This is a genomic window from Pseudomonas sp. zfem002 (assembly GCF_032621685.1).
Classification (GTDB): domain Bacteria; phylum Pseudomonadota; class Gammaproteobacteria; order Pseudomonadales; family Pseudomonadaceae; genus Aquipseudomonas; species Aquipseudomonas japonica.
In genome coordinates this window covers 16743-28212 of record NZ_JAVYJH010000012.1, presented here as the reverse complement: position 1 = coordinate 28212, position 11470 = coordinate 16743, and the positions used below count along the sequence as shown (strand labels likewise).

The window sequence follows — 11470 nt, the reverse complement described above, 5'->3', positions numbered from 1 at the left end:
AAGAGAGCACCGGGAAAACGCCGTGGCGCCGGACGAGCTGCGACCTAGCCCAAGGCGTCCTTGAGAAAGCCCGGGGCGATATAGCGCTGGTAATGGGCTTCGGAGAGCAGGAAGAACTCGGTGTCGATGGCATCGCGCAACTGCGGCAGCTCCCAGTCGCGGAACTCCGGCAACAGCACCAGCCCGTAGGCTTCCAGCTCGCGAATCACCCGCGCGCCGCGGGCGATCAGTTGATAGGCCCAGCAGTATTCCGACTGGTGGGCCACGTAGCGGATCTTGCGCTGCTCCAGTTGCTGGCGCAGGCGCTCGACGTCGAACACCTCCAGCTTGGCCGTCATCACCTGCACCAGCAGTAGCTCCAGACGCAGCCAGACGGCGCGTTTCTCGTCGTCGTTGTAGCCGTTCCAGTGGATCACTTCGTGGTGGAAACGCTTGCAGCCGCGGCACACCGTGTCCCCGTAAACCGTGGAACAGAGGCCGACGCAAGGCGTCTTGATGGACTGATTGGACATGAAGAATCGACAGCGTGGCAGCGAGACAAGCGGCCATGTTAGCCCTTTGTCTACCCAGGGTCACTCGTTAAAGTCTTCATCGTCGCCTTACCTTTATCTGGAAATTGCCGTAGAATCACACCGCCTTTTTAGGCACCAATGTCCGTTAGAAGCTGTTTTCAAAGCGTCACGAGCACAGTTCATCCGGTAGAACGGCGTTGGTTCGGAAGATTCATCCCTGAATGTTCCGAACCAGCCCTCATCAGCCTCCGTTCTACAGGCGTAAAACTTTGAAAGCAGCTTCTGTAAGGATTTCCTGCAACTCTGGCTACGCGGCCCAAAAAGCCGTATTTGCGCATGAGTGCGGATTTTCTGGATGAGCGTCCCGGACACCCATTTGGGACCACTGATGAGGGTAAAAACTGTGCTTGAAGCCTACCGCAAACATATCGAAGAGCGCGCAGCACTGGGTATCGTTCCCCAGCCGCTCAACGCCGAACAAACCGCAGGCCTGGTCGAGCTGCTGAAAAACCCGCCGGCCGGCGAAGAAGCCTTCCTCGTTGAACTGATCACCGACCGCGTTCCGCCAGGCGTTGACGAAGCCGCCTACGTCAAGGCCGCCTTCCTCTCCGCCATCGCCAAAAACGAAGCCAAATCCCCCCTGATCGACCGCAAGCGTGCCACCGAACTGCTGGGCACCATGCAGGGCGGCTACAACATCGCCACCCTGGTCGAGCTGCTGGATGACGCCGAACTGGGCGCCGTCGCGGCTGAACAGCTGAAAGGCACCCTGCTGATGTTCGATGCGTTCCACGACGTGGCCGAGAAAGCCAAGTCGGGCAACGCCCACGCCAAAGCCGTCCTGGACTCCTGGGCCGCCGGCGAGTGGTTCACCTCGCGTCCGGCCATCGCCGAGAAATACACCCTGACCGTGTTCAAGGTGCCTGGCGAAACCAACACCGACGACCTGTCCCCTGCCCCGGACGCCTGGTCGCGCCCTGACATCCCGCTGCACGCCCTGGCCATGCTGAAGATGGCCCGTGACGGCATCGAGCCTTCGCAGCCTGGTTCGGTCGGCCCGCTGGCGCAGATCGAAGCGGTCAAGGCCAAGGGCTTCCCGGTCGCCTACGTCGGTGACGTGGTCGGTACCGGTTCCTCGCGCAAATCCGCAACCAACTCCGTGCTGTGGTTCTTCGGCGACGACATCCCGTACGTGCCGAACAAGCGCGGCGGTGGTTTCTGCTTCGGCACCAAGATCGCCCCGATCTTCTACAACACCATGGAAGACGCCGGCGCCCTGCCGATCGAATTCGACTGCACCAACCTGGCCATGGGCGACGTCATCGACGTCTACCCGTTCAAGGGTGAAGTCCGTCGTCACGGCAGCGACGAACTGGTCACCAGCTTCGAGCTGAAGACCGAAGTACTGCTCGACGAAGTCCGCGCTGGCGGCCGTATCCCGCTGATCGTCGGCCGTGGCCTGACCGAGAAGGCGCGTGCCGAACTGGGCCTGGGCGCTTCCGACCTGTTCAAGAAGCCAGAGCAGCCAGCCGACACCGGCAAGGGCTACACCCTGGCGCAGAAGATGGTCGGCAAGGCCTGCGGCGTGACCGGCGTACGTCCGGGCACCTACTGCGAGCCGAAGATGACCACCGTCGGTTCCCAGGACACCACTGGCCCGATGACCCGCGACGAGCTGAAGGACCTGGCTTGCCTGGGCTTCTCCGCCGACCTGGTCATGCAGTCGTTCTGCCACACCGCTGCCTATCCGAAGCCGATCGACGTCAACACCCACCACACCCTGCCGGATTTCATCCGCACCCGTGGCGGTGTATCCCTGCGTCCAGGCGACGGCATCATCCACAGCTGGCTGAACCGCATGCTGATGCCTGACACCGTCGGCACCGGTGGCGACTCGCACACCCGCTTCCCGATCGGCATCTCGTTCCCGGCCGGTTCCGGCCTGGTGGCCTTCGCTGCCGCCACCGGCGTCATGCCGCTGGACATGCCGGAGTCGATCCTGGTTCGCTTCAAGGGCAAGCTGCAGCCTGGCATCACCCTGCGCGACCTGGTTCACGCCATCCCTTACTACGCGATCCAGAAAGGCCTGCTGACCGTCGAGAAGAAAGGCAAGATCAACGCCTTCTCCGGCCGCATCCTGGAGATCGAAGGCCTGAACGACCTGACCGTCGAGCAAGCGTTCGAACTGTCCGACGCCTCGGCCGAGCGTTCCGCCGCCGGTTGCACCATCAAGCTGCCGGAAAAGGCCATCGCCGAGTACCTGCAGTCCAACATCACCCTGCTGCGCTGGATGATCGGTGAAGGCTACGGCGACGCCCGTACCCTGGAGCGCCGTGCACAGGCGATGGAAGCCTGGCTGGCCAACCCCGAGCTGCTGTCCGCCGATGCCGACGCCGAATACGCCGAGATCATCGAAATCGACCTGGCCGACGTCAAGGAGCCTGTGCTCTGCGCGCCGAACGACCCGGACGACGCCCGTCTGCTCTCGACCGTACAGGGCGAGAAGATCGACGAAGTGTTCATCGGTTCGTGCATGACCAACATCGGTCACTTCCGCGCTGCCGGCAAGCTGCTGGAGAAGGTCAAGGGTGGCATTCCGACCCGTCTGTGGCTGGCTCCGCCAACCAAGATGGACGCCCACCAGCTGACCGAGGAAGGCTACTACGGCATCTACGGCAAGGCTGGCGCGCGCATGGAAATGCCAGGCTGCTCGCTGTGCATGGGTAACCAGGCACGTGTGCAGACCGGTTCGACCGTGGTCTCCACGTCGACCCGTAACTTCCCGAACCGTCTGGGCGACGCCACCAACGTGTACCTGGCTTCGGCCGAGCTGGCCGCGGTCGCTTCGATCCTCGGCAAGCTGCCGACCATCGAGGAGTACATGGAGTACGCGAAGAACATCGACAGCATGGCTGCCGACGTCTACCGCTACCTGAGCTTCGACCAGATCGCCGAGTTCCGCGAAGCGGCTGAGAACGCCAAGATCCCGGCCGTTCAGGTTTAAGCTGTAACTGCGTTGAAAGAGCCCCGCCTTATGGCGGGGCTTTTTTATGCGCGGTGGTTGCGGGCAAGCCACGCTCCTACGAGGTATCGCAGGTATTTCGTAGGAGCGTGGCTTGCCCGCGAAGGCCTGCAAAGCAGGCCCAGAAACAAAAAAGCGGTGTCCGCCTCACGACGAACACCGCTTCTCCAGCAGAAGAAAGTGCCTTAGAACGAGTCTCCCGGCACCCTCACCCAGCCTTCCATCAACACCCGCGCACTGCGGCTCATGATGGCCTTGGTCACCGTCCACTCGCCGTTCACCTGCTGCGCCTGGGCACCCACGCGCAGGGTTCCGGAAGGATGACCGAAACGCACGGCCTCGCGCTCGCCACCACCCGCCGCCAGGTTCACCAGCGTGCCCGGAATCGCCGCGGCGGTGCCGATGGCCACGGCCGCGGTGCCCATCATCGCGTGGTGCAGCTTGCCCATGGACAACGCACGCACCAGCAGGTCGACATCCCCCGCCGCAACCTGCTTGCCACTGGACGCCAGGTAGTCCGTCGGCGGTGCGACGAACGCCACTTTCGGCGTGTGCTGACGCCCCGCCGCTTCGTCCACATGCTTGATCAGGCCCATGCGCACGGCGCCGTGAGCACGGATGGTCTCGAACCGTGCCAGCGCCTCGGCATCGCCGTTGATCGCTTCCTGCAGCTCGGTGCCGGTGTAACCGATGGCCTGGGCATTGACGAAGATGGTCGGGATGCCGGCGTTGATCAGGGTCACGTCAAGCGTCCCGACACCCGGTACCTCCAGGCGATCCACCAGGTTGCCGGTGGGGAACATCGAACCGCCGTCGCCGTCTTCGTCGGCCGCCGGATCGAGGAATTCCAGTTGCACCTCGGCCGCCGGGAAGGTCACGCCGTCCAGTTCGAAATCGCCGGTTTCCTGGACTTCACCGTTGGTGATCGGTACGTGGGCGATGATGGTCTTGCCGATATTGGCCTGCCAGATGCGCACGGTGGCGATGCCGTTGTCGGGGATGCGACTGGCCTCGACCAGGCCCGCGCTGACGGCGAAGGAACCCACCGCCGCCGACAGGTTGCCGCAGTTGCCGCTCCAGTCGACGAAGGCCTTGTCGATGGAGACCTGGCCGAACAGGTAGTCGACGTCATGGTCCGGCTTGATGCTGCGCGACAGGATCACCGTCTTGCTGGTGCTGGAGGTGGCCCCGCCCATGCCGTCGATCTGCTTGCCGTAGGGATCGGGGCTGCCGATCACCCGCAGCAGCAGGGCGTCGCGAGCGGCACCCGGCAGCTGCGCGGCGTCGGGCAGGTCCTGGAGATTGAAAAACACACCCTTGCTGGTGCCGCCGCGGATGTAGGTGGCGGGGATCTTGATTTGCGGTACTTGGGGCATGGATAGGTCCTGTCAGTTGAATAGGTGAAACCCCAATCGCTGGCAACGCCAGCTCCCATAGAGATCGCGTCGATCACATTTCCTGTGACCGGCAGAAAACCCTGTGGGAGCTGGCATTACCAGCGATGAGGCCCGAACAGACAACATCCCTGCTCGGGCCTCGCCGATATCAGGCAGTCCCTTCCAGGAAGTCCTGGGCAAAGCGCTGCAGCACCCCGCCCGCCTCGTAGATCGACACCTCTTCGGCGGTATCCAGGCGGCAGGTCACCGGCACCTCGACGCGCTCGCCGTTGCGACGGGTCACCACCAGGGTCAGGGTCGCCCGCGGTGTGCGCTCGCCGACCACGTCGTACAGCTCGCTGCCGTCCAGTTCCAGGGTCTTGCGGTCGGTCCCCGGCTTGAACTCCAGCGGCAGCACGCCCATGCCCACCAGGTTGGTGCGGTGGATGCGCTCGAAGCCTTCGGCAACGATCGCCTCGACCCCCGCCAGGCGCACGCCCTTGGCCGCCCAGTCACGGGACGAGCCCTGGCCGTAATCGGCGCCGGCGACGATGATCAGCGGCTGCTTGCGCTCCATATAGGTCTCGATGGCTTCCCACATGCGGGTGACCTGGCCTTCCGGCTCGATCCGCGCCAGCGAGCCCTGCTTGACCTTGCCGTTCTCCTGGACCATTTCGTTGAACAGTTTCGGGTTGGCGAAGGTGGCGCGCTGGGCGGTCAGGTGGTCGCCGCGGTGGGTCGCGTAGGAGTTGAAGTCCTCTTCCGGCAGGCCCATTTTCGCCAGGTATTCGCCGGCCGCACTGTCCATCATGATGGCGTTGGATGGCGACAGGTGATCGGTGGTGATGTTGTCCGGCAGCACCGCCAGCGGACGCATGCCCTTGAGCGTGCGCTCGCCGGCCAGGGCGCCTTCCCAGTACGGCGGACGGCGGATATAGGTGCTCATCGGACGCCAGTCGTACAGCGGCGCGACTTTCGGGCCCTTGTCTTCCTCGATGGCGAACATCGGGATGTACACCTGGCGGAACTGCTCCGGCTTCACCGAAGCACGCACCACGGCGTCGATTTCCTCGTCGCTCGGCCAGATGTCCTTGAGGCGGATTTCCTTGCCGTCGACCACACCCAGCACATCCTTCTCGATATCGAAGCGGATGGTCCCGGCGATGGCGTAGGCCACCACCAACGGCGGCGAGGCGAGGAAGGCCTGCTTGGCGTACGGGTGGATGCGGCCGTCGAAGTTGCGGTTACCCGAAAGCACGGCGGTGGCGTACAGGTCGCGGTCGATGATTTCCTGCTGGATCTTCGGATCCAGCGCACCGGACATGCCGTTGCAGGTGGTGCAGGCGAAAGCCACCACGCCGAAGCCCAGTTGCTCCAGGTCGTCGGTCAGGCCGGCTTCGTCGAGGTACAGGGCGACGGTCTTCGAGCCTGGTGCCAGCGACGACTTGACCCACGGCTTGCGGGTCAGGCCGAGCTTGTTGGCGTTGCGCGCCAGCAGGCCGGCGGCGATGACGTTGCGCGGGTTGCTGGTGTTGGTGCAGCTGGTGATGGCGGCGATGATCACCGCGCCGTCCGGCATCTGCCCGGGGACTTCCTCCCAGGCGCCGGCGATGCCCTTGGCCGCCAGGTCGCTGGTGGCCACACGGGCGTGCGGGTTGGACGGACCGGCCATGTTGCGCACGACGCTGGACAGGTCGAAGCTCAGCACGCGCTCGTAGACCGCGTTGGCCAGGCTGTCGGCCCACAGGCCCGCTTCTTTGGCGTAGGTTTCCACCAGCTTGACCTGCTGCTCTTCGCGGCCGGTCAGCTTGAGGTAGTCGATGGTCTGCTGGTCGATGGCAAACATCGCCGCGGTGGCGCCGTATTCCGGGGCCATGTTGGAGATGGTCGCACGGTCGCCGAGGGTCAGGGCGCGGGCGCCCTCGCCATGGAACTCCAGGTAGGCGCCGACCACCTTCTGCTTGCGCAGGAACTCGGTCAGGGCCAGCACCACGTCGGTGGCGGTGATGCCGGGCTGCGGCTTGCCGGTCAGCTCGACGCCGACGATTTCCGGCAGGCGCATCCACGAGGCGCGACCGAGCATGACGTTCTCGGCTTCCAGGCCACCGACACCGATGGCGATCACGCCCAGGGCATCGACATGGGGGGTGTGGCTGTCGGTGCCGACGCAGGTGTCGGGATAGGCCACGCCGCGCTCGGCGTGGATCACCGGGGACATCTTCTCCAGGTTGATCTGGTGCATGATGCCGTTGCCCGGCTGGATCACGTCGACGTTCTTGAACGCCTTCTTGGTCCAGTTGATGAAGTGGAAACGGTCTTCGTTGCGGCGATCCTCGATCGCGCGGTTCTTCTCGAACGCCTGTGGATCGAAGCCGCCGCATTCCACCGCCAGCGAGTGGTCGACGATCAGCTGGACCGGCACCACCGGGTTGACCTGGGCCGGGTCGCCGCCCTTGTCGGCGATGGCGTCGCGCAGGCCGGCGAGGTCGACCAGCGCGGTCTGGCCGAGGATGTCATGGCACACCACGCGGGCCGGGAACCAGGGGAAGTCGAGGTCGCGCTTGCGCTCGATCAACTGGCTCAGGGAGGCATTCAGGGTCGCCGGGGCGCAGCGGCGCACCAGGTTTTCCGCGAGGACGCGGGAGGTATAGGGCAGGCGGTCGTAGGCGCCCGGCTCGATCGCATCGACCGCCGCGCGGGCGTCGAAATAGTCCAGGCCGGTGCCTGGCAGGGACTTGCGGAATTCGGTGTTCATGGTCAGGTCGGCTCGGTCACGGATTCGGTGAAAAGGCTGCGCTTCTCTTTTTCTGTTGCACCGCGGTCCTTGTGGGAGCTGGCGTTGCCAGCGATGGGGTATCAGCAGCAACGAGGGTGTCCCGTCTGGCCTCATCGCTGGCAACGCCAGCTCCCACAAGGTTACGCGGTGTTCCTTCGATCAGCGCTGTTCGATCGGCACGTACGCGCGCTGTTCGACGCCGGTGTACTCGGCACTCGGACGGATGATGCGGTTGTTGGCGCGCTGCTCGAAGACGTGCGCCGCCCAGCCGGTCAGGCGCGAGCAGACGAAGATCGGGGTGAACAGCTTGGTCGGGATGCCCATGAAGTGGTACGCCGAGGCATGGTAGAAGTCGGCGTTGGGGAACAGCTTCTTCTGCTCCCACATGGTCTTGTCGATAGCTTCCGAGACCGGGTACAGCACGGTGTCGCCCACTTCGTCGGCAAGCTTCTTCGACCAGCCCTTGATCACCTCGTTGCGCGGATCGGACTCTTTGTAGATCGCGTGGCCGAAGCCCATGATCTTGTCCTTGCGCTCAAGCATCTTGAGCAGTTCGGCCACGGCTTCCTGCGGGTTCTGGAAGCGCTCGATCAGCTCCATCGCCGCCTCGTTGGCACCGCCGTGCAGCGGGCCGCGCAGCGAACCGATGGCCGCGGTGACGCAGGAGTACAGGTCGGACAGGGTCGAAGCGCAGACCCGCGCGGTGAAGGTCGAAGCGTTGAACTCGTGCTCGGCGTAGAGGATCAGCGAGACGTTCATCACCTTGACGTGCAGCTCGCTCGGTTTCTTGCCGTGCAGCAGGTGCAGGAAGTGACCGCCGATGGTGTCTTCGTCACTGGTGCAGTCGATGCGCACGCCCTCGTGGCTGAAGCGGTACCAGTAGCACATCACCGCCGGGAACAGCGCCAGCAGACGGTCGGTCTTGTCACGCTGCTGGTCGAAGTTCAGTTCCTGCTCCAGGGTGCCAAGCACCGAGCAGCCGGTACGCATGACGTCCATCGGATGAGCGTCGGCGGGAATGCGCTCGAGCACTTCCTTCAGCGCCTGCGGCAGGTCGCGCAGGGTTTTCAGGCGGGCCTGGTATTCGGCCAGTTGCGCCTTGTTCGGCAGTTCTCCATAGAGCAGCAGGTAGGCGACTTCCTCGAACAGGGCGTTGGCGGCCAGGTCGCGCACGTCGTAGCCGCGGTAGGTCAGGCCGGCACCGGCCTGACCGACGGTCGACAGTGCGGTCTGCCCGGCCACCTGGCCACGCAGGCCGGCACCGCTGAGTACTTTTGCTTCGGCCATGGGATATCTCCTCTCTTGAATTTGTTATGCAAGCTTCTGGCTAATCGTTATCCGCTACAGAGACGCTGCGCTCAGCCTTTCTTCTGGGCGAACAGGGCGTCGAGGCTCTGCTCGAAGGCGTGGTAGTTGATGGCGTCGTACAGCTCCATGCGGGTCTGCATGGTGTCGATCACGTTCTTCTGCGTACCGTCGCGGCGCAGCGCGGCGTAGACGTTCTCGGCGGCCTTGTTCATGGCGCGGAACGCCGACAGCGGGTACAGCGCCAGGGAGACGTCGGCCGAAGCCAGTTCCTCGGTGGTGTACAGCGGAGTCGAGCCGAACTCGGTGATGTTGGCCAGGATCGGTGCGCGCACGCGGTCGGCGAAGGTCTTGTACATCGACAGTTCGGTGATGGCTTCCGGGAAGATCATGTCGGCGCCGGCCTCGATGCAGGCGGCAGCGCGGTCCAGGGCGGCTTCCAGACCTTCGACCGCCAGGGCGTCGGTGCGCGCCATGATCACGAAGCTGTCGTCGGTACGGGCATCGACGGCGGCCTTGATGCGGTCGACCATTTCCTGCTGCGAGACGATTTCCTTGTTCGGACGGTGGCCGCAGCGCTTGGCGCCGACCTGGTCCTCGATATGGATGGCGGCGGCGCCAAACTTGATCATCGACTTCACGGTGCGGGCGACGTTGAACGCCGAGGCGCCGAAGCCGGTGTCGACATCCACCAGCAGCGGCAGGTCGCAGACGTCGGTGATGCGGCGCACGTCGGTGAGCACGTCATCCAGGCCGGTGATGCCCAGGTCCGGCAGACCCAGGGAGCCGGCGGCGACACCGCCACCGGAGAGGTAGATGGCCTTGAACCCGGCGCGCTTGGCCAGCAGGGCGTGGTTGGCATTGATCGCACCGACGACCTGCAGTGGGTGCTCGGCGGCTACCGCGTCGCGAAAGCGCTGGCCGGGACTGCTTTTCTGACTCATGACTCACCTCGTGGGCTAGTGGCGTCCAGGTAATGACGCTCGATATTGCGTTTGGAAGCGCCGATGTGACGGCGCATCAGGAGTTCCGCCAGCTCGCCGTCACGGTCGGCGATGGCATCGAGAATCCGGTGGTGTTCGGCGAAGGCCTGGCGCGGCCGGTTGGGCGTCGCCGAGAACTGGATGCGGTACATGCGCACCAGCTGGTACAGCTCGCCGCAGAGCATCTTGACCAGGGTCTTGTTGCCGCTGCCCTGGATGATCCGGTAGTGGAAGTCGTAGTCGCCTTCCTGCTGGTAGTAGCCGACCCCGGCCTGGAACGCGGCGTCGCGCTCGTGGGTGTCGAGCACCCGGCGCAGTTCGTCGATCTCCGCTACGCTCATGCGTTCGGCGGCCAGGCGACAGGCCATGCCTTCGAGGGATTCGCGGATTTCGTAGAGTTCGATCAGCTCGGCATGGCTCAGGGATACCACCCGCGCCCCGACATGCGGTACGCGCACCAGCAGGCGCTGGCCTTCCAGACGATGGATGGCCTCGCGCAGCGGGCCGCGGCTGATGCCGTAGGTGCGCGCCAGTTCAGGTTCGGAAATCTTGCTGCCGGGGGCGATCTCGCCCTTGACGATGGCCGCCTGGATGCGCCGGAAGACGTTTTCGGAGAGGGTCTCCGATTCGTCCTGGACGATTCCGGGCGCTTGCACTGTGTCCAGCATGATTGTCGACACCTTTGAAAATCAATGCGACAAAACTAGCCAAATCACCCGCCTTAGTCAAAGACAAAATGAATATTGTCGACAATCGTCTAAGAGCGAACTTCAGGGGTCACGGCGTTGTCAGAGTGGCGCGGCTGGCGTTGCACTATCACCGTGATAGAATGCCGCCGCCTCATTTTTTGTGGCATGGATAGTGTGTCTGTCATTCATTTGTGCCAGACGAACGAGGAGCTAGCGCAGAAACTGCCGGTGGCCTTGCCCGTACACCCCACAGCATTGCGCCAGGATCTATGAGACTTTCGCCACTTCTATTGTTGCTCAGCCTCTGTTTGTCGCCCCTCATGGCCCAGGCGACGGGCAAGACCGTCTATGGCCTGAACGAATACGCCCGGCTCGGCGACATCGACCTGGAAGTCGCCGCCAAACTCGACACCGGGGCCAAGACCGCCTCCCTCAGCGCCCGCGACATCAAGCGTTTCAAGCGCAACGGCGAGTCCTGGGTGCGTTTCTACCTGGCGATCGACGCCGCCCATTCCCATCCGATCGAACGCCCGCTGGCCCGCGTCAGCAAGATCAAGCGCCGCGCCGGCGACTACGACCCGGACGAAGGCAAGGCCTATACCGCCCGTCCGGTGATCGCCCTGAACATATGCATGGGCAATGCCCTGCGCGAAATCGAAGTCAACCTCACCGACCGCAGCGCCTTCCAGTATCCGCTGCTGATCGGTTCCGAGGCCCTCAAGCACTTCGACGCCCTGGTCGACCCAAGCCTTAAATACGCTGCCGGCAAACCTGCCTGCGCCACTGACGCTCACACCGCAGAGTAAC

The 11470-nt window shown here is 64.0% G+C and carries 8 protein-coding genes; 2 read left to right on the top strand and 6 right to left on the bottom strand.

The features are described 5' to 3' along the window. Positions 1–44: 44 nt before the first annotated feature. Positions 45–512 carry a DUF1289 domain-containing protein gene (locus RTI28_RS15135; RefSeq protein WP_316921183.1) on the bottom strand — a complete coding sequence of 156 codons (468 nt, stop codon included), beginning with the start codon at positions 510–512 and terminating at the stop codon, positions 45–47. A gap of 403 nt (positions 513–915) precedes the next feature. Between RTI28_RS15135 and acnB the strand changes: the two genes are divergently transcribed. Further along, on the top strand, positions 916–3516 hold the full coding sequence (gene acnB / locus RTI28_RS15130) for a bifunctional aconitate hydratase 2/2-methylisocitrate dehydratase (RefSeq protein ID WP_316921349.1): 2601 nt from the start codon (positions 916–918) through the stop codon (positions 3514–3516). Positions 3517–3719: 203 nt separating this feature from the next. Here the strand turns inward: acnB and prpF are convergent, their stop codons facing one another. From prpF to RTI28_RS15105, 5 genes are all read right to left on the bottom strand, one after another. Next, complete coding sequence (gene prpF / locus RTI28_RS15125) at positions 3720–4910, bottom strand: 2-methylaconitate cis-trans isomerase PrpF (protein WP_316921182.1); 1191 nt, start codon at positions 4908–4910, stop codon at positions 3720–3722. Between the two features lie 169 nt (positions 4911–5079). Beyond that, on the bottom strand, positions 5080–7665 hold the full coding sequence (gene acnD, locus RTI28_RS15120) for a Fe/S-dependent 2-methylisocitrate dehydratase AcnD (protein WP_316921181.1): 2586 nt from the start codon (positions 7663–7665) through the stop codon (positions 5080–5082). Positions 7666–7845: 180 nt separating this feature from the next. After that, a complete protein-coding gene (gene prpC, locus RTI28_RS15115) occupies positions 7846–8973 on the bottom strand; it encodes a 2-methylcitrate synthase (protein ID WP_316921180.1) in 1128 nt (375 codons plus the stop codon). 71 nt (positions 8974–9044) lie between these two features. Then, positions 9045–9935, bottom strand: a complete 891-nt coding sequence (prpB, locus tag RTI28_RS15110) for a methylisocitrate lyase (RefSeq protein WP_316921179.1) — start codon at positions 9933–9935, stop codon at positions 9045–9047. After that, positions 9932–10642, bottom strand: coding sequence for a GntR family transcriptional regulator (locus tag RTI28_RS15105; RefSeq protein ID WP_316921178.1), 711 nt, complete (start codon positions 10640–10642; stop codon positions 9932–9934). Before RTI28_RS15105 ends, prpB begins: the two co-directional genes overlap by 4 nt. Positions 10643–10932: 290 nt before the next feature. Between RTI28_RS15105 and RTI28_RS15100 the strand changes: the two genes are divergently transcribed. Beyond that, positions 10933–11469 carry an ATP-dependent zinc protease gene (locus RTI28_RS15100; RefSeq protein WP_316921177.1) on the top strand — a complete coding sequence of 179 codons (537 nt, stop codon included), beginning with the start codon at positions 10933–10935 and terminating at the stop codon, positions 11467–11469. The last annotated feature ends 1 nt before the right edge of the window (position 11470 follow it).

Coding starts and splice junctions, on each gene's coding strand:
- RTI28_RS15135 (WP_316921183.1), bottom strand. CDS start 512: ATGTCCAATCAGTCCATCAAGACGCCTTGCGTCGGCCTCTGTTCCACG.
- prpF (WP_316921182.1), bottom strand. CDS start 4,910: ATGCCCCAAGTACCGCAAATCAAGATCCCCGCCACCTACATCCGCGGC.
- acnD (WP_316921181.1), bottom strand. CDS start 7,665: ATGAACACCGAATTCCGCAAGTCCCTGCCAGGCACCGGCCTGGACTAT.
- prpC (WP_316921180.1), bottom strand. CDS start 8,973: ATGGCCGAAGCAAAAGTACTCAGCGGTGCCGGCCTGCGTGGCCAGGTG.
- prpB (WP_316921179.1), bottom strand. CDS start 9,935: ATGAGTCAGAAAAGCAGTCCCGGCCAGCGCTTTCGCGACGCGGTAGCC.
- RTI28_RS15105 (WP_316921178.1), bottom strand. CDS start 10,642: ATGCTGGACACAGTGCAAGCGCCCGGAATCGTCCAGGACGAATCGGAG.
- RTI28_RS15100 (WP_316921177.1), top strand. CDS start 10,933: ATGAGACTTTCGCCACTTCTATTGTTGCTCAGCCTCTGTTTGTCGCCC.